We start from the raw sequence: 25,410 nt of genomic DNA on the forward strand, positions 1-25,410 counted from the left end.
TCCGCCTTCGCGAGCAAGCTTCGCTCCTACAGGGACGGTGTTTGGCGCTGGATTATTTAAGAGCTTTCGCACCCAGCCCACTGGCGTTATCCTTGATTTCATCTTAATTGCCCCAGGGCGGCTAAATACGACCTTGAACGCACCCATAGAACCACATCGTTTTATCCTCGAGCCCTTTGAGGCCCGTCGCTTCGCCAATCTGTGCGGGCAATTCGACGAGCATCTGCGCTTGATCGAACAGCGCCTGACCATCGAGATCCGCAATCGCGGAAACCAGTTCGAGCTGATCGGCGAGCCCAAACACACCACCTCCGCGGAAAACCTCCTGCGCCGTCTGTACCGGGAAACCAAAGGTACCGAGCTGTCGCCGGACATGGTTCACCTGTTCCTGCAGGAGTCGGCCGTCGAAGAGCTGGACAACGTCTCCCCGTCCGAACCTTCCGTCGCCCTGCGCACCAAGAAAGGCATGATTCGCCCTCGCGGCTTGAATCAACTGCGCTACGTGAAGGAAATCCTCGGTAACGACATCAATTTCGGCATCGGCCCGGCCGGTACCGGCAAGACCTATCTGGCCGTTGCCTGCGCGGTAGACGCGCTGGAACGCGAGCAGATTCGTCGCATCCTGCTGGTGCGTCCTGCAGTTGAAGCGGGCGAAAAGCTCGGCTTCCTGCCTGGCGACCTGTCGCAGAAGATCGACCCGTACCTGCGCCCGCTCTACGACGCACTCTACGAGATGCTCGGCTTCGAACACGTCGCCAAGTTGATCGAACGCCAGGTGATCGAAGTTGCGCCACTGGCCTACATGCGCGGTCGCACGCTGAACAACAGTTTCATCATCCTCGACGAGAGCCAGAACACTACCGTCGAACAGATGAAGATGTTCCTGACCCGTATCGGCTTCGGCTCCACGGCCGTCATCACCGGTGACATCACCCAGGTCGACCTGCCGAAAGGCACCAAGTCCGGGCTGCACCATGTGATCGAAGTGCTCAAAGACGTGCCGGGCATCAGCTTCACCCATTTCATGCCCAAGGACGTTGTGCGCCATCCTCTGGTGCAGCGCATCGTCGAAGCCTATGAGCGCTTCGAGAATCGCGTGGCAGACGAAACGCCAAAGGACAGTCGCCGCGATGCTTGAGCTTGATCTGCAACTGGCTACCCCAGCGCCTGCCCCGAGCGAAGCCGAGTTCCGCCAATGGTGCGAACTGGCCCTGCGCCAGCGCACCGCCGACTCTGAAATGACCATTCGTTTGGTCGATGAAGAGGAAGGTCGCGAGCTGAACCACACCTGGCGGCAGAAGGATTACGCCACCAATGTCCTGTCGTTTCCTGCCGATGTGCCTGACGAGTTTCTCGACATTCCGCTGCTGGGCGATCTGGTGATCTGCGTGGCGGTGGTCGAGCGCGAAGCCGCCGAGCAAGGCAAGGAACTAAAGGCCCATTGGGCGCATCTGGTGATTCACGGTTGTTTGCATCTGCTGGGTTACGACCATATAGATGACGACGAAGCCGAAGAAATGGAAGCACTGGAACGAACGTTGCTTGCCGAGTTGGGCTACCCCGACCCTTATGCAGACGACGAAACAGACACAACCCCTACCGTGACAACAAAGGATTCAGAGTAATCGCTATGAGCGAAGATCGATCGAGCAACGGGCAAAAGTCTTGGCTGGGTAAGCTCACCCAGGCTTTTGCCCACGAGCCGAAGAACCGCCAGGAGCTGCTGGAGCTGCTGCGCGACGCACACCAGAACAAACTGTTGGACAGCGAAGCCCTGGCCATCGTCGAAGGCGCCATCCAGGTGGCTGACCTGCAAGTACGGGACATCATGGTCCCGCGCTCGCAGATGATCAGCATCAAGGCGACCCAGACACCTCGCGAGTTCCTGCCTGCCGTGGTCGACTCGGCCCACTCCCGCTACCCGGTCATCGGCGAAAGCCACGATGACGTGATGGGCGTGTTGCTGGCCAAGGACTTGCTGCCATTGATCCTCAAGGAGAATGGCGACAGCTTCAACATCAAGGATCTGCTGCGCCCGGCCACCTTCGTGCCCGAGTCCAAGCGTCTGAACGTGCTGCTGCGTGAATTCCGCGCCAACCACAACCACATGGCCATCGTCATTGACGAATACGGCGGCGTGGCGGGTCTGGTGACCATCGAAGACGTGCTGGAACAGATCGTCGGCGACATCGAAGACGAGCACGACGTCGAAGAAGACAGCTACATCAAGCCTCTTCCAAGCGGTGACTTCCTGATCAAGGCCCTGACACCGATCGAGAACTTCAACGAGTTCTTCGACAGCGAATTCTCCAACGACGAGTTCGACACCGTTGGCGGCCTGGTGATGAGCGCGTTCGGGCACTTGCCAAAACGCAACGAAATCACTGAAATCGGCCCTTACCGCTTCCGCATCCTGAACGCCGACAGCCGTCGGATTCACTTGCTTCGCCTGACGCCCATTGCCCGTTAAGGATTGACATGCTCCGCGTAACCCGCCCCGGCTGGCCCGGTAACCTGCTGGCCGTGGCGGCCGGTGCACTCACCACCCTGGCCCTGGCGCCGTTCGATATCTGGCCGTTGGCGTTGCTGGCGGTCGGCTTCTTCTATGCCGGTTTGCGCGAACTGAGTCCCCGTCAGGCCTTGGGCCGTGGCTGGTGTTTCGGTTTCGGCCTGTTTGGCGCCGGCACCAGCTGGATCTATTACAGCATTCACCACTTCGGCGGTGCTTCGGTGCTGCTGGCCGGCTTCCTGATGCTGATTTTCACGGCGGCGATTGCCTGGTTCTTCGCCCTGCCCGCCTGGATCTGGGCGCGCTGGCTGCGTCGCAACGAAGCGCCGCTGGCGGATGCCTTGGCGTTTGCCGCGCTGTGGGTCGGCCAGGAAGCCTTTCGCGGCTGGTTCCTCACCGGTTTTCCGTGGCTCTACTCCGGTTACAGCCAGCTCGATGGCCCGTTGGCGGGGCTCGCCCCCGTCGGCGGGATGTGGCTGATTTCCTTCACCCTGGCCCTGACGGCTGCGCTGATCTACAACGCAATGCGCCTGGTGCGCACGGGCCGTAAAGGTTTCATTGCAGTAGGCGTGTTTCTGCTGGTCGGCCCCTGGGTGGCCGGCATGGCGCTGAAAGAACACGCTTGGACCAGCCCGGCGGGCCCGGCGCTGAGCGTCGCCGCCCTTCAGGGCAATATCGAACAAAGCATGAAGTGGGACCCGGCGCAGCTCAACGCGCAGCTGGCGCTGTACCGCGACATGAGTTTCAGCTCCAAACGGGTCGACTTGCTGATCTGGCCGGAAACGGCCGTCCCGGTGCTCAAGGAGTCCGCCGAGGGCTACCTGAATATGATGGGGAATTTCGCCGCCGAGCGTAAATCTGCACTGATTACCGGCGTACCGATCCGCCAGGAAGTCCACCACGAGAAGCGCTTCTTCAACGGCATCACCGTCCTCGGTGAAGGCGACGGCACTTATCTCAAGCAGAAGCTGGTGCCGTTTGGCGAATACGTTCCGTTGCAGGACGTGCTGCGTGGGCTGATCGCGTTCTTTGACCTGCCGATGTCCGACTTTGCCCGTGGCCCGGCCGACCAGGCGATGCTGCAAGCCAAGGGCTATCAGATTGCGCCGTTCATCTGCTACGAAGTGGTCTACCCGGAATTCGCCGCCAGCCTGGCGGCCCGCAGTGATTTGCTGCTGACCATCAGCAACGACACCTGGTTCGGCACCTCCATCGGTCCGCTGCAACATTTGCAGATGGCGCAGATGCGCGCGCTGGAGGCAGGCCGCTGGATGATTCGCGCCACCAACAACGGCGTGACCGGCCTGATCAACCCGTTCGGGCAGATCACGGTGCAGATCCCGCAGTTCGAACGCGGCATCCTGTACGGCGAAGTCGTGCCGATGCACAACCTGACGCCTTACCTGGAATGGCGCTCGTGGCCGTTGATCATCGTTTGTGTGCTGTTGTTTGTCTGGGCGCTGGTGGCGAACCGGATGGCCAAAACCGTCTAATGATCGTTCCCACGCTCTGCGTGGGAATGCCGCCAGGGACGCTCCGCGTTCCGCTGTTGACGCTGTGACGCAGAGCGTCACGGGATGCGTTCCCACGCAGAGCGTGGGAACGATCAATCACAGGTGATCCATCACTTCTGTCGGTAAAACATCGAATACCCGATCTGCCCCACCGCCTCATTCAACAACTGCCCGCTCTGCCAGATCGATTTGAATTCCGGCATCCAGCCGCCCAGCGGCCGGGCATTGTCCACGCCTAAGAAACCCACCGGTGCCGGCACCACTTCAAATCCCGCCTGCTGAAAACTCCAGACTGATCGCGGCATGTGCCAGGCCTGAGTTACAACCACCACCCGCTTGATTCCCTGCGGCAGCAACACCTCGGCGCTGAACTGCGCGTTCTCCCACGTCGTGCGGCTGCGTCCTTCCTGCCAACGCACGGTGACGCCGAAATCATCGTGCAACGAATCCGCCATCAATTTCGCTTCAGTGGGTGGCGTGCCGTAATGCAGGCCGCCGCTAGTGAGAATGGGCAACCCGGAAGCCTTGGCCAGGCGTGCTGCATACCGTTCGCGCTCCAGACCTATGCCCGTTGGCTGATCAGCCCCCCAGGCAATATCACCACGCTCACGCCCGGAACCCAACAGTACAATCGCATCCGCGCGCTGGCCCAGGGTGGCCCATTCCTCGCGCGCCAGTGGCGGCTCACTTTCCAAGGCCTTGGCGCCCCACTGCACCACCACCGGCAAACTCATTAACAAGAAGCCGCCGAAACCCAAGGCAAAGCACACGCCCGCAAGCCTCGGCCTTGAGCGGCGCAACCACCACGCAAGGATCAGCAGCAGCAAAAGAATGCCGGGCGGCAACAGAAGTTGTTTCACGAAATAACGAAAAGGCATCGAGCATCTCCATAAGATGCCCGAAGCCTAAGTGGGTTGACGCAATGCGACAACAAATGCGGAAGGACTATGCTTTAAAAAACATGGGTAATGGCTTGCAGCCGTTATTTGAATTGCAGAGACCGGACCTTTTCCGCGTCCCTGCCAGGTGCCTTGTCCTTGAGCCAGATGATCTTGGCCGAACGTGGTGCGTCGAGTTGCTTCACTGCTGCAGACAAGCATCCGTGCGTCTCACGTTCACTGCGGTCAAGATAGGCTTTGACCAGTGCAAACTCTGCGGGGCTCAACCCACGCAGTTCCAGCTCCAAGGGACGCTCATCGCGTAGCCGGTCAGCGGTTTTTGCAGCGTCCAAGGCCATCCCAAGACGATCGATCAGTCTTTCGTACAGCTGCGGTTTCGTGACTTTTTGCTGTGACTCAACCATCCCTCACCTCATTGAAGATAAGACTCGCTCCCCATTTAGAGCTTAGCTTCCATCAACAAACCGGCTGGATGCCGCGACCAACGGCCCTCGCGGCGATTTTCGCAAGACGCGCGGCAGTAATCAGGGTTTCCCTCGGTAGAGTGCGGTCATGTATGCTACGGCGCTTCCTGTAACTCCACTTCCAGCTCGTTCGGGCACCGAAACGCCAATTTGGCGTGGTCACCGTCCAACGTTGCATTGAAGAGGATTAGGCCACCCCTATTCAGTTCAAAAGTAGCCATGCACGAACAATATCAGCCCCGTGAAATCGAAGCCGCCGCCCAGTCGTTCTGGGACGAGCAAAAGTCCTTTGAAGTCAGTGAACAGCCAGGCAAGGAGACGTTCTACTGCCTGTCGATGTTCCCTTACCCCAGCGGCAAGCTACACATGGGGCACGTGCGCAACTACACCATCGGCGACGTGATCTCCCGCTACCAGCGCATGCAAGGCAAGAACGTCCTGCAACCCATGGGTTGGGACGCCTTCGGCATGCCGGCGGAAAACGCCGCGATGAAAAACAACGTAGCGCCCGCCAAGTGGACCTACGAAAACATCGCCTACATGAAAACCCAGCTGCGCAGCCTGGGCCTGGCGGTGGACTGGTCCCGCGAGGTGACCACCTGCAAGCCCGATTACTACCGCTGGGAACAATGGCTGTTCACTCGCCTGTTCGAAAAAGGCGTGATTTACAAAAAAAGCGGCACCGTGAACTGGGACCCGGTCGACCAGACCGTTCTGGCCAACGAACAGGTGATCGACGGTCGCGGCTGGCGTTCCGGCGCGCTGATCGAAAAGCGCGAAATCCCGATGTACTACTTCAAGATCACCGCCTATGCGGATGAGCTGCTGTCGAGCCTCGACGATCTGCCGGGCTGGCCTGAACAGGTCAAGACCATGCAGCGCAACTGGATCGGCAAATCCCGCGGCATGGAAGTGCAGTTCCCGTACAACGTCGATTCCATCGGCGAAACCGGCGCGCTGAAAGTCTTCACCACCCGTCCGGACACCCTGATGGGCGCAACCTACGTCGCCGTGGCCGCCGAACACCCGCTGGCCACCCTGGCCGCACAGAACAACCCCGAGCTGCAAGCGTTCATCGCTGAATGCAAGGGCGGCAGCGTTGCCGAAGCCGACGTCGCCACCCAAGAGAAAAAAGGCCTGCCGACCTCGCTGTTCGTCGAGCACCCGCTGACCGGTGAGAAACTCCCGGTGTGGGTCGCCAACTATGTGCTGGTGCACTACGGCGATGGCGCGGTCATGGCTGTACCGGCTCACGACGAACGCGATTTCGAGTTCGCCACCAAGTACGACCTGCCGATCAAGTCCGTGGTGCGCACCAGTTCCGGTGACACCAACCCGGCTCCATGGCAGGACGCTTACGGTGAGCACGGCACGCTGATCAACTCCGGCGAATTCGACGGTCTGGACTTCGCAGGCGCGTTCGACGCCATTGAAGTCGCGCTGATCAAGAAAAACCTCGGCGCCTCGCGCACCCAGTTCCGCCTGCGCGACTGGGGCATCAGCCGTCAGCGCTACTGGGGCTGCCCGATCCCGATCATCCACTGCACCACCTGCGGTGATGTGCCGGTCCCGGAAGATCAACTGCCTGTCGTACTTCCCGAAGACGTGGTGCCGGATGGCGCCGGCTCGCCATTGGCGCGCATGCCTGAGTTCTACGAGTGCGCTTGCCCGAAATGCGGCGCACCGGCCAAGCGTGAAACCGACACCATGGACACCTTCGTCGAGTCCTCGTGGTACTACGCCCGTTACGCCTCGCCGCACTATGAAGGTGGCCTGGTAGAAAAAACCGCAGCCGACCACTGGTTGCCAGTGGATCAATACATCGGCGGTATCGAACACGCCATTCTTCACCTGCTGTACGCGCGCTTCTTCCACAAGCTGATGCGCGACGAAGGCCTGGTGAGCTCCAACGAGCCGTTCAAGAACCTGCTGACCCAAGGCATGGTGATCGCCGAGACTTACTATCGTCGCGAAGCCAACGGTGCCTACACCTGGTTCAACCCGGCGGACGTCGAACTCGAACGCGACAGCAAGGCCAAGGTCATCAGCGCCAAGCTGATCGCGGACGGCCTGCCGGTGGAAATCGGCGGCACCGAGAAGATGGCCAAGTCGAAGAACAACGGCGTCGACCCACAGTCGATGATCGACCAGTTCGGTGCAGACACCTGCCGTCTGTTCATGATGTTCGCCTCGCCACCTGACATGAGCGCGGAATGGTCCGATTCCGGCGTCGAGGGTTCGCACCGCTTCCTCAAGCGCGTCTGGCGTCTGGCTCAAGCGCACGTCACTCAGGGCTTGCCGGGCAAACTGGACGTCGCCAGCCTGAACGACGAGCAGAAAGCCATCCGCCGTTCGATCCACCTGGCCATCAAGCAGGCCAGCCACGACGTCGGCCAGAACCACAAATTCAACACCGCCATCGCCCAGGTGATGACGCTGATGAACGTGCTGGAAAAAGCCGCGCAAGACACCGAACAGGATCGCGCACTGGTTCACGACGGTCTGGAAGCCGTGACGTTGCTGCTGGCTCCGATCACCCCGCACATCAGCCACGAGCTGTGGCATCAACTGGGTCACGCTGGCCCGGTGATCGACGCCGGTTGGCCGGTGGTGGACGAAACCGCGCTGGTGCAGGACAGCCTGACGCTGGTTATCCAGGTCAACGGCAAGCTGCGCGGCCAGATCGAAATGCCGGCCACCGCGACTCGCGAAGAAGTCGAAGCCGCTGCCCGGGTCAACGAGAACGTGCTGCGCTTCGTCGACGGCCTGACTATTCGTAAAGTGATTGTAGTGCCCGGGAAACTGGTCAATATCGTCGCCAGCTAAAATTGGATCAGGCGCCAGGTGAGCCTGGCGCCGAGTAAAACCTTTCGGGCCGCACGATCGGCCCACATGGTTTCAAGGGGAGCAACAAGATGATCAAACGCAATTTGCTGGTGATGGGCCTCGCGGTCCTGTTGAGCGCCTGCGGTTTCCAGCTGCGCGGCACCGGCACCAATGAAATAGCGATCAAGGAGCTCGATCTGAGCGCCCGCAACGCCTATGGCGAAACCGTGACGCAATTGCGTCAGGTACTGCAAAGCAGCGGCGTCAAGGTTTACACCGGAGCGCCGTACAAACTGGTGCTGACCGATGAACAGGAAAGCCAGCGCATCCTCAGCTACGCCGGTGCCGGCCGTACTGGCGAATATCAGGTGAGCACCGTGCTGAGCTATGACATCCGGGGTGCGCAAGGCCTGCCGCTGCTGAGCGACAAGCTCGAAGTGCAGAAGATCTTTATCCACGACGGCAACAACCTGGTGGGTTCCGACCAGGAAGCCAATACCGCCCGCACAGAATCCCGTCGCGAGTTGGTTCAACGCATGATGTTGCGCCTGTCACAGCTCACTCCGACTCAGTTGGACCAGCTGCAACAAACCGCCGACGCCAAGGCCAAAGCCGAAGCCCAGGCACTGGAAGCGGCGCAGAAAGCTGAAGCGGAAACCCCGCGCCAGTCGCCCATCGAAATCCCGCAGCAATAAGACTTACGGGGCGCCCAGGCGCCCCGTTCGCCCTCTCTTATGAAGCTCGCCCCCGCCCAACTCGCCAAGCACCTGCAAGGCACCCTCGCGCCGGTCTACATCATCAGTGGCGATGACCCGTTGCTGTGCCAGGAAGCCGCCGACGCGATTCGTGCCGCCGCTCGCCAACAGGGCTTCGACGAACGCCAGGTCTTCGCTGCCGACGCCAGTTTCGACTGGGGAACGTTGCTGCAAGCCGGCGCAAGCATGTCGTTGTTCGCCGAAAAGCGCCTGCTGGAACTGCGCTTGCCTTCCGGCAAACCCGGTGACAAAGGCGCCGCTGCATTCATCGAGTACTGCTCGCGCCCGGCCGAAGACACGGTGCTATTGATCAGCCTGCCCAAGCTGGACGGCAGTGCGCAGAAAACCAAGTGGGGCAAGGCGCTGGTCGAAGGACAGCAGACGCAGTTCGTGCAGATCTGGCCGGTGGATGCCAACCAGTTACCGAGCTGGATTCGTCAACGGCTATCCCAGGCCGGGCTTTCCGCCAGCCAGGACGCCGTGGAACTGATTGCCGCGCGGGTCGAGGGCAACCTGCTGGCCGCCGCCCAGGAAATCGAAAAGCTCAAACTGATGGCCGAAGGTGGCCAGATCACCGTTGAAACCGTGCAAGCGGCGGTGGCCGACAGTGCGCGCTTCGATGTGTTTGGCCTGACCGACGCGATTCTCAACGGCGAAGCCGCCCATGCCCTGCGCATCCTCGAAGGGCTGCGCGGTGAAGGCGTCGAGCCACCGGTGATTCTCTGGGCGCTGGCCCGTGAGCTGCGCCTGTTGGCCAACCTTTCGCTGCAATACAGCCAGGGTGTGCCACTGGACAAAGCCTTCAGCCAGGCCCGACCGCCGGTCTGGGACAAGCGCAAACCCCTGATGAGCAAAGCCCTGCAACGCTACCCGGCGCAACGCTGGGCGCAGTTGTTGCTGGAAGCGCAGCGTATCGATGCGCAGATCAAGGGCCAGGCTGCCGGGTCGCCGTGGATGAGTTTGAGTCGGTTGTCGTTGTTGATGGCGGGCCAGAGATTGTCGTTGCCTGCCGAGTGACATTTTTGACCGCATAACGGCCATTCGCGGTCAAGCCTCGCTCCTACAGGCCAGAGTCGACCCGCCATTATGTGGACGCTCCAACCTGTAGGAGCGAGGCTTGCCCGCGAAGGCGCCCGAAAGGTCCTACACAATGTGGGGACTAGACAGAACCCCAACTTCGGCAGATTATTTCCCCCGCAAAATCCACTCAATCGAGAGATCCGATCATGAGCAAAAAGCCATCGAAGCATGGCCCCAACAAGGCCAAATCCATCATCGCCCAGTCACTGTTCCGCAGCCGTCAGGAACGAGCCGGCAAGGGCAAAGGCAGCTACCGCCGCGAAGCCTTCCAGTCTGATAGCTGGGAGGCTTCTTACTTTCTGGCGGCCTGAAAGGCAAGCAATCGCTCAACATGTTAAGGTCTGCACCTGATTCGTATTCCCTGGACCTGTGCATGCCCCTTTGTCTTTCCCGTCGTTGGCCCCTGCGCCAACTGATCGCTGCCTCCAGCCTCATTTTGCTTGTCGCCTGTGCGGAAAAACCGACCGCCGCCGACGCCCAGCCGCTTCAGACCCTTCCCGTCGCGACAGCCCCTGCGGTCATTCCGCCCGTGGTGCCGACCGGTGAAAACCTCGACATCCAGCCCACCCAGACCTTCGCCGAATGGCAGGCGGGCTTTCGCAAAGATGCGCTGGCCGCCGGCATCCGCGCCGATCTGTTCGACCGCGCCTTCGCCAATATCATCCTGGACAACAGCGTGATCCGCGCCGATCGTAGCCAACCCGAATTCTCCCGCCCGGTGTGGGAATACCTTGACGGCGCCCTGTCGCCGCTGCGGGTACGCAAAGGTCAGGCGCTGGTCAGCGAATACGCCGACATCCTGCAAAGCATCGAACAGCGCTACGGCGTCGACCGCCAGGCATTGGTGTCGGTGTGGGGCATGGAGAGTAACTTCGGCCAGTTCCAGGGCAACAAGTCAGTGATCAACTCCCTGGCGACCCTGGCCTACGAAGGCCGGCGTCCGGGCTTTGCTCATGCGCAACTGATCGCCGCCCTGCAAATCCTGCAACAAGGCGATATCGAACCGGAGAAAATGCTCGGTTCCTGGGCCGGCGCCATGGGCCAGACCCAGTTCATCCCGACCACCTACAACACCCACGCCGTGGATTTCGACGGTGACGGCCGCCGCGACATCTGGGGCAGCCCGGCCGATGCCTTGGCCTCGACGGCGCACTATCTGCAAAGCTCTGGCTGGCAGAGAGGCCAGCCATGGGGCTTTGAAGTGCAGTTGCCGGGGAGCTTCAATTACGTCCTTGCCGACGGCACGATTCGCAAGAGCGTCGCCGAATGGCAACAGTTGGGTGTCTCTCTGCCTAATGGCGCCCAGGTTCCGGCGGGCTCCGAACACCTGTCCGCCGCCCTGCTGCTGCCGGCCGGTTATCGTGGCCCGGCTTTCCTGGTGCTCGACAACTTCCGCGCGATCCTCAAGTACAACAACTCGTCGTCTTATGCATTGGCGGTGAGCCTGTTGTCCGAGCGTTTCAATGGTGGGGGCCTGATCAACGGCGCTTGGCCAAAAGATGATTTGCCGTTGAGCCGCACCGAGCGGATCGAACTGCAAAGCCTGCTGAGCGCGCAGAACTACGATGCGGGCACTGCTGACGGGATCATCGGCGCGAATACTCGCAAGGCGATCCGCAGTGCCCAGCAGTCGTTTGGCTGGCCGGCGGACGGGTATCCGACGCACAAGCTGCTTGAAGGCCTGCGGAACCGTTAAAAGCTTCGCGGGCAAGTCGGATCGCCGCACCGCTCGCTCCTACAGGATCACACCATCCTGCAGGAGCGAGCGGTGCGACGATTCGACTTGCTCGCGAAGACTGACTGTCAGGCGACAACTGTCTACCGTTTGACCACCACATCCTGCTCCAACATCAATTCCTTCTTCCCCGCATCCAGTCGAACCAACGCGCCCATCGGTAACGTCAGGTTCGGATCGCAATGCCCGCTGCGCCATCCGGCCAGCACCGGAATCCGCAACGGCTCGAATGTCTGCTTGAGCAATCGCTCGAGCGCCACAACATCAACCCCCGCCACATCCCCCACCAAAACTCCGCGCAACTTGCCCAGCGTGCCGGCCAGGCGCAGGTGAGTCAGCAAGCGGTCGATGCGATACAGCGGTTCGTTGATGTCCTCGATAAAAAGAATGACGCCTTCAGCCTCCATCTCATACGGCGTGCCAATGGTCGCGGCAATCATCGACAGATTGCCCCCCAGCAAACGCCCGTGAGCGATGCCTGGCTCGATCGTGGTCAGCGGCCAGGCAACCGGGTGCGAAAGCACACTGCCCGCTTTCACCTGCCCTCTGAGCATGTTGAAAAACGAAGACTCCGTCGGCTTTTGCTTCTCGCCCAGCAAATCGGCATTGAGCAGCGGACCATGAAAGGTCACGAAACCGGCGTAACGGCTGATCGCCACGTGCAGCGCAGTGATGTCGCTGTAGCCGATGAACGGCTTGGCGTTGTTTTGCAGTAACTCGAAATCGATGCGATCGAGCAGACGCGGCGTACCGTAACCGCCACGCAGGCAAATGATCGCGTCGACTTCCGTGTCGGCGAACGCCGCGTGCAAATCATTGAGCCGCATATCGTCGCTGCCGGCCAGGTAGCCATCCTGTTCGTACACCCCGGGAAACACCCGCAGCGCATAACCGCGAGCGCGCATCCAGGCAACGGCTTTATCAGTGTCCAGCCCGGCAGGACCGGCGGGCGCAATCACGCCGATCAGCCCTTGCGAAGGCAAGGCCGGAACGGCGGAGTGAGGAAACAGCGTGTGAGTGGGTCGAACGGTCATCCATGAATCTCCCTGCGCGAAAAGCTTCAGCACACAGTAGTCAGGAACGGGGACAAACAGAAGAGGATCAATCGCCCCGCAGGTTGCAGGAAAAGACGGTAGCGGCCGTAGGCACGGCCAATAAAAACGCCCGCAAGGCTGAAAAGCCTTGCGGGCGTTTTATTACAGAGACGACATCAATTCAGCTTTGACCAGCTTCGCCTGCTCGTCGGCGTGATACGAGGAACGTACCAGCGGGCCGGAAGCGACGTTCTTGAAGCCCATCTTGTAACCTTCCTCGGCGAACCAGGCGAAAACGTCCGGGTGCACGAAGCGCTGGACCGGCAAGTGGCTGCGGGACGGTTGCAGGTATTGGCCCAGAGTCAGCATGTCGATGTCGTGTTCGCGCATGCGCTTCATGACTTCGATGACTTCTTCGTCGGTTTCGCCCAGGCCCAGCATCAAACCGGACTTGGTCGGAATGTGCGGCATCATCTGCTTGAAGCGTTGCAGCAGGGTCAGCGACCACTGGTAATCCGAACCCGGACGCGCAGCCTTGTACAGGCGCGGCACGGTTTCCAGGTTGTGGTTGAACACATCCGGCGGCTCGGCGGCGGTGATTTCCAGTGCAACGTCCATACGGCCACGGTAGTCCGGGACCAGGGTTTCGAGCTGCACGTTTGGCGACAGCTTGCGGATCTCGCGGATGCAATCGGCAAAGTGCTGGGCACCGCCGTCACGCAGGTCGTCGCGGTCCACCGAGGTGATCACCACGTATTTCAGCTTCAGGTCGGCGATGGCGATGGCCAGGCTTTCCGGCTCGTTGACGTCCAGTGGCTTCGGACGACCGTGGCCTACGTCGCAGAACGGGCAGCGACGGGTGCAGATGTCGCCCATAATCATGAACGTGGCCGTGCCGCCGGAGAAGCACTCGCCGAGGTTCGGGCAGGACGCTTCTTCGCACACGCTGTGCAGCTTGTGTTTGCGCAGCAGAGCCTTGATGCGATCGACTTCCGGGGAAACCGGGATGCGCACGCGGATCCAGTCAGGTTTCTTCGGCAGTTCGGTGGTCGGAATGATCTTTACCGGGATGCGTGCAACCTTCTCGGCGCCGCGCAGCTTGACGCCGGCTTCAACCTTGGCACGCGGGGCCGGACGCTCGGTAACATCCAGCGTCGGGATCATGGTTTGCACTGCATCAGTAGTCATATCAGTCGATTCCGCCCGTTAGGGTCGTCTGCTCAGCATAGTCGAGGTGTTTGACGAGCTGCGCGCGCAGCCGGGCACTTACCTCGGCAAATTCAATCGATCCTGCGTGATCGCTCAGCTGGGTCATCGCCAGCCCGGCGTAGCCGCAGGGATTAATCCGTCGAAACGGTTCCAGGTTCATGTCCACGTTCAGGGCCAGGCCATGAAAGGAGCAACCGTGGCGGATCCGCAGACCCAGGGACGCGATTTTCGCCCCGTTGACGTAGACACCCGGCGCATCAGGCTTGGCTGCTGCGGTCACGCCGTAGCTGGCCAGCAGCTCGATCAGGCAGTGCTCCATGCGGGTGACCAGGTCACGCACGCCGAAACCCAGTTTGCGCACGTCGAGCAACAGATAGGCCACCAACTGGCCCGGCCCGTGGTAAGTCACCTGACCACCGCGATCGACCTGCACCACCGGGATATCCCCCGGCAGCAGCAAGTGCTCGGCCTTGCCGGCCTGGCCCTGGGTGAACACCGGCGGGTGTTCAACCAGCCAGATCTCGTCCGCGGCATTGCTGCCGCGTTCGTTGGTGAAGCGTTGCATGGCATGCCAGACCGGCTCGTAAGCCATCTGGCCGAGCTCGCGAAAACCCAGCGTGCCAGACATCACAGCACCATGTGCACGAAACCGGTAGCCCGCAGTTCGCTGTTGATGTCGTACAGCTGGTCTTGACCGGTGGCGATGATGTGCAACTGGATGGTGGTGTACTTGCCGTTGCTGCTCTGGCGTTCGTCCACCTTTTCATCGTTGATCGTTGCGTGTTTCTTAACGATATCGATGATCTTTTGCTTGATGTCCACAATGGTGTCGCCGATCACTTTGATCGGGTAATCATTGGCAGGAAATTCGATCTTTGGCGCCTTTACTTCGGTATCTGTCATGGCGTAACGGCCTCGTAAGCCGTGGCAACGGACATGGCCCCGCTCCGGATTGGAACGGGGCCATGCAAGTCCACACTAATTCAGTTGAACAAGCCGTAGAAGAATAGACGGATGCTATCCCACATGCGGCGGAAGATACCACCCTCCTCGACAGCGTCCAGGGCGATCAGGTCGGCGCTGTGCACCACTTTGTCGTCCAGTTTCACTTCGACTTTACCGATTACGTCGCCCTTGGCGATTGGCGCAACCAGTTGCGGGTTCATGGTCATGCTGGCGGCAAGCTTTTTCAGCTGGCCTTTTGGCAGGGTCATGGTCAGGTCTTGAGCCAGGCCGGCCTTGACTTGATTGGTGCTGCCTTTCCAGACAGGAGCCTGAGCCAGCTCGGCGCCTTTCTGATAGAAGGTCTGGGTTTCGAAGAAGCGGAAACCGTAGGTCAGCAGCTTCTGGGTTTCGGAAGCACGGGCCACTTCGCTGTTGGTGCCGAACACCACGGCGATCAGACGCATGCCATCACGGACGGCCGAAGACACCATGCAGTAGCCGGCTTCGTCGGTGTGACCGGTTTTCAGACCGTCGACGGTCTTGTCACGCCACAGCAGCAGGTTGCGGTTAGGTTGCTTGATGCCGTTCCAGAAGAACTCTTTCTGCGAGTAGATCGCATAGTGAGCCGGGTCTTCATGGATGATCGCGCGAGCCAGCACGGCCATGTCGTGAGCCGACGAGTAGTGCTCGGGGTTCGGCAGACCGGTCGGGTTCATGAAGTGGCTGTTGGTCATGCCCAGGTCGGCCACGGTTTTGTTCATCATGTCGGCGAATGCGTCTTCGCTGCCGGCGATGTGCTCGGAGAGCGCAACACTGGCGTCGTTGCCCGACTGAATGATGATGCCGTGCAGCAGGTCGCTGACAGTGACTTGCGAGCCGACCTTGATGAACATCCGCGAACCGCCGGTACGCCAGGCGTTTTCGCTGACGGTCACCGGATCGTTTTCACCGATCTGGCCACGACGGATTTCCAGGGTCGCGATGTACGCGGTCATCAGCTTGGTCAGGCTGGCAGGCGGCAGACGCTGGTCACCGTTGTTCTCGACCAGCACGTTGCCGCTGCTGGCGTCCATGAGTACATAGGCTTTGGCAGCCAGTTGCGGTGGCGACGGCATCATCTCGACCGCGAAAGCGGCAGGCGAGAGGAGCAGCGGGACTAGCAGGCACAGGCGTTTGGCAAAGGTGGTGATGTTCATCCGTCTCTCGAAATCGCTAATGGAAACTGCCCGAGGGCAAAACTAATCTAGATGGCCTTCTAACGGGCCATCGCGTGTTCAGTTGCTCACTCAGAACCCTTGCCGGGCTTTTGTTCTTCAAGAGCCAACAACCAGGTCCACCCCCCAAACCGCAAGCGAACCGTCAATCAGGTACTACGTATTATTCGGCGGTGACCACGCTCGGCGAACCGAGATTGGCCAGGCGCACGCTGTTCTGCACTTGCTGGATTTCACCCGGCGAACCGATCGGCCCCAGGCGCACCCGGTGCAGCGTCTGTTGATTGCGCACGATCGAGCTGATGAACACCGGAGCGCTCACCATCCCGCTGAGCTTCGATCTCAGGAGTTCTGCAGCGTCCGGGTTGGCGAACGCGCCCACCTGCAGATACTGGCCAGAGGCTGGTACAGAAGCGTTTTTTTTTGCATCAATTTGCACGGGCACTACGGCCGCGGCGTGTTGCTGCGGCGGTGGCGTCCATTGCTCGACGGTGCCGGCCGAAGCGGTAATCGTCGGCGCGGCATTTTGCGCTACTTGCGGCTCGTTGAGCATCAAAGGCGCCGGACGGCCCTTTTGTGCCCACCACTGTTGCGGATCGATGCCCTCGACCTTGACCCGCGCAGTGCCGGTTTCGGCGTAACCGAGTTTTTTCGCGGCGGCGTAGGACAAGTCGATGATGCGGTCCGAATAGAACGGCCCGCGATCGTTGACCCGCAGGATCACGCTCTTGTTGTTGTCCAGGTTGGTCACCCGAACGTAACTTGGCAGTGGCAAAGTCTTGTGGGCGGCACTCATGCCGTACAGGTCATACACCTCGCCATTGGCGGTGTTCTGACCGTGGAATTTGGTGCCGTACCAGGACGCCGTGCCCGAGGCGACGTAGGTCTTGGATTCTTGCAGCGGGAAGTAAGTCTTGCCCAGCACGGTGTACGGGTTGGCTTTATAAGGACCGGAGTGCAGGGTCGGCGTGGCATCCGGGATGCGCGATACGTCGACGTCCCACCATGGCGCGCCGTCTTTGTGCGCACGGTTGATGTCCAGGCCAGGCGTTGCGCGAACGGCCGTTGAAGACTTTTGCGTCGGCGCACGGCTGGTCGAGCAACTGGCGACCAGCACCGCTAACGCGGCGAATACCATCAGCTTCAGGGGTTTATTCATAGGCAATGCCCGCATTACTTGACGCCCCGTGCTTGGACCAGCTGTTCAGACAGTTGATGTACCGCCATGGCGTACATCACGCTGCGGTTATAACGCGTGATTGCGTAAAAATTCTTCAGGCCCATCCAGTATTCGGGGCCATTGTCACCTTCCAGGCGGAAAGCCGTGACCGGCATATCATCGCGCAGCGCATCATGACTCGACCAGCCCAAGGCTCGCAACTCCCCGACCGTTTTAGTCGGCTCGATGCCCGTCGTCAAACCTTCATCCACTTGCTCGCCATGCACATCGGCGCGGCTGACCACCGGCTCGCCGGCGACCCAGCCGTGACGCTTGAAATAACTGGCGACGCTGCCGATGGCATCGTCCGGATTGGTCCAGATATTAATGTGGCCGTCACCGTCGAAGTCCACCGCATACGCGCGAAAGCTGCTCGGCATGAACTGCGGCAAACCCATGGCGCCGGCGTAAGAGCCTTTGAGGGTCAGCGGATCGACCTGCTCCTCACGGGCCAGCAACAGGAACTCACGCAACTCCTTGCGGAAGAATTCGGCACGGGGAGGATAGTCGAAACCCAGGGTCGACAAGGCGTCGATCACCCGGAAATTGCCGGTATTGCGGCCAAAAAAGGTTTCAACGCCGATGATCGAGACGATGACCTGAGCCGGCACACCGTATTCCTGCTCGGCACGGGCCAGTACCGCTTCGTGCTGACGCCAGAAATCCACACCACGGGCGATGCGCGCGTCGGTGATGAACATCGGGCGATATTCGTTCCACTGCTTGACCCGTTCGGCAGGCTTCGAGATCGCGTCCAGAATCGACTGCTTGCGCTCGGCTTCGCGGAACACGCCCATCAGCTGTTCACCGGCAAAACCGTAGTCGCGGGTCATTTCACCGACGAATTCGGCCACCTGGGGTGAGCCTTCGTAATCGCCGGCCAACGCGTTCTGCGCTGTGCCAAGGATGCTTACCAGGCCGACCCATGGCGCGTATCGAGTCGCCCAGCCACGCATTACTTGCATTGACATCTTCACCTTATTCAAACCTGTGCGATCCACTTACGATGGGTATGGATCGACATCAAAACCCCAAACGCTGACAGCAGCGTTACCAGCGAAGTTCCTCCGTAGCTAATGAACGGCAACGGCACCCCCACAACCGGCAACAGGCCACTGACCATACCGATGTTGACGAAAACGTAAACAAAAAACGTCATGGTCAGGCTGCCCGCGAGCAATTTGCCGAACAATGTCTGGGCCTGGGCGGTAATCACCAGCCCGCGACCGATCAACAACAGGTAAATCAGCAGCAGCGCGCAGATGCCCACCAGGCCGAATTCCTCGCCCATCACCGCAATAATGAAGTCGGTGTGGCTTTCCGGCAGGAAGTCCAGGTGCGACTGGGTGCCGAGCAACCAGCCCTTGCCGAACACACCGCCGGAACCGATGGCGGCTTTCGACTGAATGATGTTCCAGCCCGTGCCCAGCGGATCGCTCTCGGGGTCGAGGAAGGTCAGGACTCGCTGCTTCTGGTATTCGTGCATGACGAAGTACCACATGGCGACTGCCACCGGCACCGCCGCGGCAATCACGCTGAGGATCCAGCGCCAGCGCAGGCCGCCCATGAACAGAACGAATGCGCCACCGGCGAGGATCAACAGCGAAGTGCCGAGGTCGGGCTGACGCACAATCAGGATAAACGGCAAGCCGATCAGAAACAGACTGACGCCCACATGCTTGAGCTGAGGCGGCAAGGTGCGTTTGGACAAGTACCAGGCGATGGTCGCCGGCATCAGGATCTTCATGAACTCCGAAGGCTGGAAGCGAATCACCCCCGGGATGTTGATCCAGCGCGTGGCACCCATGGCGTTGTGGCCCATGACGTCCACCACCACCAGCAACAGCACGCCGATCACATAACCGACCGGCACCCAGCGAGCCATGAAACGCGGCTCGAACTGGGCGATGACGATCATCGACACCAGGCCGATGCCGAACGAAGTGGCTTGCTTGGCCAGCAGGTCCCAGCTCTTGCCACTGGCCGAATACAGCACGAAGAGGCTGCCGGCGGCGAGGGTCAGCAGCAGGATCAGCAACGGGCCGTCGATGTGCATGCGTTGCAACAGCGTCGCGCGGCGACGCATCACATCCTCACTGGAGAGGATGCGATCGAAATTACTCTTCACGGGCCGTAGCCTCCGCACTGATAGGGCTGGCGTATTCGGCCTTCAACCGACCGTCCTGGTCCAGAAGCCAGGCGTCCATGATTTGACGCACCACCGGCGCGGCGACACCAGAACCGGACTCGCCGTTCTCGACCATCACCGACACCACGATTTGCGGGTTGTCGGCCGGCGCGAAGCCGACGAACAAGGCGTGGTCGCGGTGGCGCTCTTGAACCTTGGAGCGGTCGTATTTCTCGCCCTGCTTGATCGCGACCACCTGTGCCGTACCACTTTTCCCGGCGATGCGGTATTGCGAACCGATCGCCGCTTTGCGCGCCGTACCCCGGGCACCGTGCATCACCTGCTGCATGCCGTGGTTGACCCTGGTCCAGTCGGACGGGTCGCGCAGGACGATGTCCGGCATCGGGTTATCATCCTTGGGCCGCTCGCCTTCGACGGTCTTGGCCAGGTGCGGGCGGTTCCAGATGCCTTTGTTGGCCACCAGCGCGGTGGCCTGGGCCAGTTGCAGCGGCGTCGACTGCATGTAGCCCTGACCGATTCCCAGAATCAGTGTTTCGCCCGGATACCAGGCCTGACGCCGGGTTGCACGCTTCCATTCCCGTGTCGGCATCAGCCCCGGCGACTCTTCGAACATGTCCAGCGAGACCTTCTGGCCGATGCCGAATTTGCCCATGTACGCCGACAACCGATCGATCCCCAGCTTGTGGGCCAAGTCGTAGAAGTAGGTGTCATTGGAACGCATGATTGCCGTGTCCAGGTCGACATAGCCGTCGCCGGTACGGTTCCAGTTCCGGTATTTGTGGTCGTAATTGGGCAATTGGTAGTAGCCGGGGTCATACACTCGACTCGACGCAGTGACGACGCCGGCATCCAGACCGGCAATCGCTACCGCCGGCTTGATGGTCGAACCCGGTGGGTACAAACCGCGCAGCACGCGGTTGAACAGCGGCCGGTCGATGGAATCGCGCAACTCGGAATAGGCCTTGAAGCTGATGCCGGTGACGAACAGGTTAGGGTCGAAACTCGGCGCACTGACCATCGCCAGGACTTCGCCGGTTTTCGGATCCAGCGCCACCACGGCGCCACGGCGACCACCGAGCGCCGCTTCGGCCGCTTCCTGCAATTTGATGTCCAGACTCAGGACGATGTCCTTGCCGGGAATCGGATCGGTACGCTTGAGCACGCGCAAGACGCGGCCTCGAGCATTGGTCTCGACTTCTTCGTAACCCACCTGACCGTGCAGCTCCGGCTCGTAGAAACGCTCGATGCCGGTTTTGCCGATGTGGTGGGTACCGCTGTAATTGACCGGATCGAGAGACTTCAGCTCTTTCTCGTTGATCCGCCCCATGTAGCCCACCGAGTGCGCGAAGTGCGGGCCCTGCGGGTAGTGACGCACCAGCTGCGCGACCACTTCCACACCCGGCAGACGGAACTGATTCACCGCGATCCGGGCAATCTGCTCTTCAGTCAGCTCAAACAGGATCGGCACCGGCTCGAACGGTCGACGCCCCTGACGCATGCGCTTCTCGAAGATCACCCGGTCCTCGGGTGTCAATTCCAGCACTTCGACGATCACGTCGAGCACTTGCTGCCAGTCGCCGGACCGTTCGCGGGTCATGCTCAGGCTGAAGCTGGGCCGATTATCGGCCACCACCACGCCATTGCGGTCGAAGATCAGCCCGCGCGTCGGCGGAATCGGCTGCACATGGACGCGGTTGTTTTCCGACAGGGTCGAGTGGTACTCGTACTGAACCACCTGCAGGAAATACAGCCGCGCGATCAGCACGCAGATCAGCAACACCACCGCAATTGCCCCGAACACGACGCGGCCACGCACCAGACGGGCGTCTCTTTCGTGGTCCTTGATGCGGATCGGCTGGGGCATGAGGGCAGAACTACTTGTGGTAAGGGTGGCCGGACAAGACTGTCCAGGCACGGTACAGCTGTTCGCCGATCAGAATCCGCACCAGCGGGTGCGGCAACGTCAACGGCGACAACGACCAGCGCTGATCGGCCCGCGCACAGACTTCCGGCGCCAGCCCTTCGGGGCCACCGACCATGAAATTCACCGTGCGCGAGTCCAGCCGCCAGCGATCGAGTTCGACCGCCAACTGCTCGGTGCTCCAGGGCTTGCCGTGGACTTCGAGAGTGACAACACGCTCATTCGGCCCGACCTTGGCCAGCATGGCTTCGCCTTCCTGGCGGATGAAGCGTGCCACGTCGGCGTTCTTGCCACGGGTGTTGAGCGGTATTTCCACCAGTTCCAGCGCCAGCTCGGACGGAAGACGCTTGGCATATTCATGCCAGCCTTCTTCCACCCATTTGGGCATGCGGGAGCCGACGGCGATCAGTCGCAGTCGCACAGCGGTCCCTTATTGCTGGTCTTTGTTGAGCTTGACGAAGTGCTCATGGGTGTTTTCCGGGCTGTGGTGAGCCGCGTTCAGAGCACGGCTCTGTTCCGCACCGGACCACAGACGCTCGAGGTCGTAAAACTGACGAGCCGAAGCGGTCATCATGTGCACGATGACATCGTCCATATCCAGCAGCACCCAGTCGCTGTCGCCCTTGCCTTCTTCACCCAGCGGCTTGACGCCCAGGGCTTTGACGGCTTCACGGACTTTATCCAGCATCGCGCCGATCTGGCGGTTGGAGGTACCGGTTGCGATGATCATGTAGTCCGTGATGCTCTGCTTTTCACGAACGTCGATGACCTGGATGTCCTGGCCCTTGACGTCTTCCAGGGCGGCTACGGCAACCTTGACCAGCTCATCACCCTTCAGTGGCTCGGTGGTGAGAACCGGCTCAGGCAGCGGGGCGCTCTTGAACGTGCCTTTGCGCTTTACTTTAGTTACGTCTTTGTTCGTCATATAAAACTCGTTTTGCTCGTATGTTCGGGCGCTTCAATACACGTCATTACGTGCCTGGAAGCGTGCCCTCTTTTCAGTTCGACGCACGGTACAGACCGTGCGCATCGATGTAGGCCAGGACCGCGTCGGGCACCAGGAAACGTACCGACTTACCGCTGGCCAGCAGTTGACGGATCTGGGTGGCGGATACCGCGAGCGGCGTCTGCCAGACGAATGCAATCTGTCCGCTCGGCCCTTTGAGGGCCAGCGGGTCGCTCACCGAGCGCGCTGCCAGCAGGTTGCGCAAGGCATCCGGCGGTTCGCTGTCGGCATCCGGGCGTTGCAGCACCAGGATGTGGCAATGCTGGAGCAACTCTTCCCAGCGGTGCCAAGTGGGCAGGCCGCAAAATGCGTCCCAGCCCAAAAGTAGAAAAACCTGGTCTGGGGCGGCCAATTCGGCGCGCATCAGTTCCAGGGTGTCGATGGTGTAGGACGGTTTGTCCCGCTGCAATTCGCGGGCGTCCACCACCAACGGCGCCACACCGGCCACCGCGCACTCGACCATCGCCAGACGGTCTTTCGCCGACACCTGCGGCGTACCGCGATGTGGCGGCCTGGCACTGGGTGTCAGGCGTAACTCATCGAGCGCCAGCGATTCGGCGACTTCCAGCGCACCGCGCAAATGGCCGATGTGCACCGGGTCGAACGTCCCGCCCAGCACGCCAATGCGTCTTGGCGCAGGCTCGCTGGCGGTTTGCGGGGCTGACGGTTTGAGGTCGCCCAAGTCAGACCGACGCCTGGCCGCGCAACTGGCCATCACCGACCACGATGTACTTCTCGCAGGTCAGGCCTTCGAGGCCCACCGGGCCGCGGGCGTGCAGCTTATCAGTAGAAATGCCAATCTCGGCACCCAATCCGTATTCGAAGCCATCGGCGAAGCAGGTCGGGGTGTTGATCATTACCGACGACGAATCGACTTCCGCCACAAAACGCCGGGTGTCAGCGAGGTTTTCGCTGACGATCGAATCGGTGTGATGGGAGCCGTACTTATTAATATGTTCGATGGCCTGGTCCAGCCCTTCGACCACGCGGATCGAAAGAATCGGCGCCAGGTATTCCGTGTTCCAGTCTTCTTCTGTTGCCGCGACAGCCTCGATGATCGCCCGGGTGCGTTCGCAACCGCGCAGTTCGACGCCTTTTTCGCGGAACTGTGCAGCCATCGATGGCAGGAAATCCTTGGCAACGGTTTGATCCACCAACAGCGTTTCCATCGCGCCGCAGATGCCGTAGCGGTAAGTCTTGGCATTGAAGGCGATGCGCTGGGCTTTCGGCAGATCGGCGTGGGCGCTGACGTAGACGTGACAGATGCCGTCCAGGTGCTTGATAACCGGCACGCGGGCGTCACGGCTAACGCGTTCGATCAGGCCACGGCCGCCACGGGGCACGATAACGTCGACGTATTCTGGCATGGTGATCAGCGCGCCAACGGCGGCGCGATCAGTGGTTTCCACCACTTGCACCACGGCAGCGGGCAAATCGGCTTCGGCCAGGCCGCGCTGGATGCAGGCGGCAATGGCGCGATTGGAATTGATTGCCTCGGAACCGCCACGCAGGATGGTCGCGTTGCCGGACTTCAGGCACAGACTCGCGGCGTCGATGGTCACGTTCGGCCGGGATTCGTAGATGATCCCGATCACGCCCAACGGCACGCGCATCTTGCCGACCTGAATGCCTGACGGCCGAAAACTCATGTCGCGGATCGCGCCGACCGGGTCCGGCAGCGCCGCCACCTGACGCAAACCGACGATCATGCCGTCGATGCGTTCCGGGGTCAGCGCCAGACGCTCAAGCAATGCCGGTTCAAGACCATTGGCGCGGCCGGCAGCCAAATCCAGTTCATTGGCCGCCGTCAGCTCGGTGCGTGCAGCGTCCAGCGCATTGGCAGCCGCCTGCAACGCGCGATTCTTCTGCGCAGTGCTGGCACGGCCAATGACGCGAGAAGCCTCGCGGGCAGCGCGACCCAAGCGGGTCATGTAGTCAAGAACGGACTCAGTCATTGTCTGTGGTGGTCTTTGCTAAGGTCTTGGTAAAGAGTAAAGCGGCAGATTATAGCTGTCGCGTACCGGGACTAACAGCGGTGACGGGCGGATGGTCGAAATGGAGGGCAATTTGCCGACGTTCAGCCGGGATTAAGCTGCAAATTGTTATCATCACGACTCAATCAGCCTTGATAAACACCGTTCATCATGTCCAACCTGACTGTTCGAGCGTCCGCTGCACGCCTGCCCACAGGGCTCCCGGACGCATTTTTCGACCGCGACGCGCAAACCCTGGCCCGAGATTTACTCGGCAAGGTCATCCGTCATCGGGTCGGCGATCTGTGGCTGAGCGCCCGGATTATCGAAACCGAGGCCTACTACTTCGAAGAAAAAGGCAGCCACGCGTCCCTCGGCTACACAGAAAAGCGTAAGGCTTTGTTTCTGGATGGCGGGCACATCTATATGTATTACGCCCGTGGCGGTGATTCCCTGAACTTCAGCGCCCAGGGGCCGGGCAACGCGGTGCTGATCAAATCCGCCTATCCATGGATCGACGAGTTGAGCGGGCCGGCGAGCCTGGCGCAGATGCTGCTGAACAATCCCGACGCTCAGGGCCGCCCTCGCCCGTCGCAAAAGCTCTGCGCCGGGCAGACGTTGCTATGCAAGTCGCTGGGGTTGAAGGTGCCAGTCTGGGATGCCAAGCGTTTTGACCATCAAGTGTTGCTGGTCGAAGACGTCGGCCCGGCGCCTGTTCACATCATTCAAACCACGCGCCTGGGCATTCCCCATGGACGCGATGAGCATTTGATGTATCGCTTCGTCGATGCGGCTTACGCGCCGTATTGCACGCGGAACCCGCTGCGACGGGGGCAGGTCGAAGGTCGCGATTATTTTTTGCTGACCTGATACAGATAAACCCTGTGGGAGCGACTGTGGCGAGGGGGCTTGCCCCCGTTGGGCTGCGAAGCGGCCCCAAAATTGGTGATACCGCAAA

General features: G+C 60.7%; 25 protein-coding genes. 10 read left to right on the forward strand and 15 right to left on the reverse strand.

All coding sequences use genetic code 11. The annotated features are described in order from the left end of the window. Positions 1-133 precede the first annotated feature (133 nt). The 4 genes from ACIQV9_RS14840 to lnt are packed head-to-tail and all read left to right on the forward strand — an operon-like array spanning position 134 to position 4,002. Positions 134-1,138 carry a PhoH family protein gene (locus tag ACIQV9_RS14840; RefSeq protein ID WP_403102589.1) on the forward strand — a complete coding sequence of 335 codons (1,005 nt, stop codon included), beginning with the start codon at positions 134-136 and terminating at the stop codon, positions 1,136-1,138. Then, entirely contained in the window at positions 1,131-1,625 is a 495-nt protein-coding gene (ybeY, locus tag ACIQV9_RS14845; RefSeq protein WP_403102592.1) for an rRNA maturation RNase YbeY, read from the forward strand. The genes ACIQV9_RS14840 and ybeY overlap by 8 nt, the downstream gene beginning before the upstream one ends. Before the next feature lie 5 nt (positions 1,626-1,630). Next, complete coding sequence (locus tag ACIQV9_RS14850) at positions 1,631-2,470, forward strand: HlyC/CorC family transporter (RefSeq protein WP_109635113.1); 840 nt, start codon at positions 1,631-1,633, stop codon at positions 2,468-2,470. Positions 2,471-2,478: 8 nt separating this feature from the next. Next, positions 2,479-4,002, forward strand: coding sequence for an apolipoprotein N-acyltransferase (gene lnt / locus ACIQV9_RS14855; protein ID WP_403102596.1), 1,524 nt, complete (start codon positions 2,479-2,481; stop codon positions 4,000-4,002). Between the two features lie 131 nt (positions 4,003-4,133). Here the strand turns inward: lnt and ACIQV9_RS14860 are convergent, their stop codons facing one another. Both ACIQV9_RS14860 and ACIQV9_RS14865 read right to left on the reverse strand, forming a co-directional pair. Further along, positions 4,134-4,901, reverse strand: a complete 768-nt coding sequence (locus tag ACIQV9_RS14860; RefSeq protein ID WP_403102598.1) for a YdcF family protein — start codon at positions 4,899-4,901, stop codon at positions 4,134-4,136. A 104-nt stretch (positions 4,902-5,005) separates the two neighbouring features. Beyond that, positions 5,006-5,326, reverse strand: a complete 321-nt coding sequence (locus ACIQV9_RS14865) for a hypothetical protein (protein WP_010467377.1) — start codon at positions 5,324-5,326, stop codon at positions 5,006-5,008. 279 nt (positions 5,327-5,605) lie between these two features. Between ACIQV9_RS14865 and leuS the strand changes: the two genes are divergently transcribed. The 5 genes from leuS (at position 5,606) to ACIQV9_RS14890 (ending at position 11,743) form a co-directional block, all read left to right on the forward strand. Next, positions 5,606-8,212, forward strand: coding sequence for a leucine--tRNA ligase (gene leuS / locus ACIQV9_RS14870; protein ID WP_403102601.1), 2,607 nt, complete (start codon positions 5,606-5,608; stop codon positions 8,210-8,212). Between the two features lie 89 nt (positions 8,213-8,301). Beyond that, positions 8,302-8,907: an LPS assembly lipoprotein LptE gene (lptE, locus tag ACIQV9_RS14875; RefSeq protein WP_403102603.1), complete on the forward strand. Its 606-nt coding sequence runs from the start codon at positions 8,302-8,304 to the stop codon at positions 8,905-8,907. A 39-nt stretch (positions 8,908-8,946) separates the two neighbouring features. Continuing rightward, on the forward strand, positions 8,947-9,984 hold the full coding sequence (gene holA / locus ACIQV9_RS14880) for a DNA polymerase III subunit delta (RefSeq protein ID WP_403102606.1): 1,038 nt from the start codon (positions 8,947-8,949) through the stop codon (positions 9,982-9,984). A gap of 209 nt (positions 9,985-10,193) precedes the next feature. Further along, positions 10,194-10,358: an alternative ribosome rescue factor ArfA gene (arfA, locus tag ACIQV9_RS14885; RefSeq protein ID WP_403102609.1), complete on the forward strand. Its 165-nt coding sequence runs from the start codon at positions 10,194-10,196 to the stop codon at positions 10,356-10,358. Positions 10,359-10,420: 62 nt separating this feature from the next. Further along, positions 10,421-11,743, forward strand: coding sequence for a lytic murein transglycosylase (locus ACIQV9_RS14890; RefSeq protein WP_403102612.1), 1,323 nt, complete (start codon positions 10,421-10,423; stop codon positions 11,741-11,743). Between the two features lie 122 nt (positions 11,744-11,865). On the opposite strand, the gene ACIQV9_RS14895 is transcribed toward ACIQV9_RS14890, so the two are convergent. The 13 genes from ACIQV9_RS14895 to ACIQV9_RS14955 form a co-directional block, all read right to left on the reverse strand. Beyond that, entirely contained in the window at positions 11,866-12,816 is a 951-nt protein-coding gene (locus tag ACIQV9_RS14895) for an LD-carboxypeptidase (protein WP_403102615.1), read from the reverse strand. A gap of 162 nt (positions 12,817-12,978) precedes the next feature. Next, positions 12,979-14,004 carry a lipoyl synthase gene (gene lipA / locus ACIQV9_RS14900; protein ID WP_131063091.1) on the reverse strand — a complete coding sequence of 342 codons (1,026 nt, stop codon included), beginning with the start codon at positions 14,002-14,004 and terminating at the stop codon, positions 12,979-12,981. 1 nt (position 14,005) lies between these two features. After that, on the reverse strand, positions 14,006-14,653 hold the full coding sequence (gene lipB, locus ACIQV9_RS14905) for a lipoyl(octanoyl) transferase LipB (RefSeq protein ID WP_010467370.1): 648 nt from the start codon (positions 14,651-14,653) through the stop codon (positions 14,006-14,008). Next, entirely contained in the window at positions 14,653-14,928 is a 276-nt protein-coding gene (locus ACIQV9_RS14910) for a DUF493 domain-containing protein (protein WP_054052426.1), read from the reverse strand. The genes lipB and ACIQV9_RS14910 overlap by 1 nt, the downstream gene beginning before the upstream one ends. 80 nt (positions 14,929-15,008) lie before the next feature. After that, entirely contained in the window at positions 15,009-16,166 is a 1,158-nt protein-coding gene (locus ACIQV9_RS14915) for a D-alanyl-D-alanine carboxypeptidase family protein (RefSeq protein WP_403102620.1), read from the reverse strand. A gap of 181 nt (positions 16,167-16,347) precedes the next feature. Continuing rightward, a complete protein-coding gene (locus ACIQV9_RS14920) occupies positions 16,348-17,358 on the reverse strand; it encodes a septal ring lytic transglycosylase RlpA family protein (RefSeq protein WP_403102623.1) in 1,011 nt (336 codons plus the stop codon). Further along, positions 17,358-18,368, reverse strand: a complete 1,011-nt coding sequence (gene mltB, locus ACIQV9_RS14925; protein WP_403102626.1) for a lytic murein transglycosylase B — start codon at positions 18,366-18,368, stop codon at positions 17,358-17,360. The genes ACIQV9_RS14920 and mltB overlap by 1 nt, the downstream gene beginning before the upstream one ends. Before the next feature lie 17 nt (positions 18,369-18,385). After that, positions 18,386-19,489 (reverse strand): rod shape-determining protein RodA, encoded by a 1,104-nt coding sequence (gene rodA / locus ACIQV9_RS14930; protein WP_403102767.1) that lies wholly within the window; start codon positions 19,487-19,489, stop codon positions 18,386-18,388. A gap of 31 nt (positions 19,490-19,520) precedes the next feature. After that, positions 19,521-21,416: a penicillin-binding protein 2 gene (gene mrdA / locus ACIQV9_RS14935; protein WP_403102629.1), complete on the reverse strand. Its 1,896-nt coding sequence runs from the start codon at positions 21,414-21,416 to the stop codon at positions 19,521-19,523. Positions 21,417-21,426: 10 nt separating this feature from the next. Further along, positions 21,427-21,894, reverse strand: a complete 468-nt coding sequence (rlmH, locus tag ACIQV9_RS14940; RefSeq protein WP_007937439.1) for a 23S rRNA (pseudouridine(1915)-N(3))-methyltransferase RlmH — start codon at positions 21,892-21,894, stop codon at positions 21,427-21,429. A 9-nt stretch (positions 21,895-21,903) separates the two neighbouring features. Then, on the reverse strand, positions 21,904-22,398 hold the full coding sequence (gene rsfS, locus ACIQV9_RS14945; protein WP_010467363.1) for a ribosome silencing factor: 495 nt from the start codon (positions 22,396-22,398) through the stop codon (positions 21,904-21,906). 73 nt (positions 22,399-22,471) lie between these two features. Further along, entirely contained in the window at positions 22,472-23,161 is a 690-nt protein-coding gene (gene nadD / locus ACIQV9_RS14950) for a nicotinate-nucleotide adenylyltransferase (protein WP_403102632.1), read from the reverse strand. Position 23,162: 1 nt separating this feature from the next. After that, complete coding sequence (locus ACIQV9_RS14955) at positions 23,163-24,434, reverse strand: glutamate-5-semialdehyde dehydrogenase (protein WP_403102634.1); 1,272 nt, start codon at positions 24,432-24,434, stop codon at positions 23,163-23,165. Between the two features lie 189 nt (positions 24,435-24,623). Between ACIQV9_RS14955 and ACIQV9_RS14960 the strand changes: the two genes are divergently transcribed. After that, positions 24,624-25,322, forward strand: a complete 699-nt coding sequence (locus ACIQV9_RS14960; RefSeq protein ID WP_403102637.1) for a DNA-3-methyladenine glycosylase — start codon at positions 24,624-24,626, stop codon at positions 25,320-25,322. Positions 25,323-25,410: the final 88 nt, after the last annotated feature.

Source organism: Pseudomonas sp. NPDC099000, assembly GCF_044759925.1.
In the GTDB taxonomy this organism is placed as follows: domain Bacteria; phylum Pseudomonadota; class Gammaproteobacteria; order Pseudomonadales; family Pseudomonadaceae; genus Aquipseudomonas.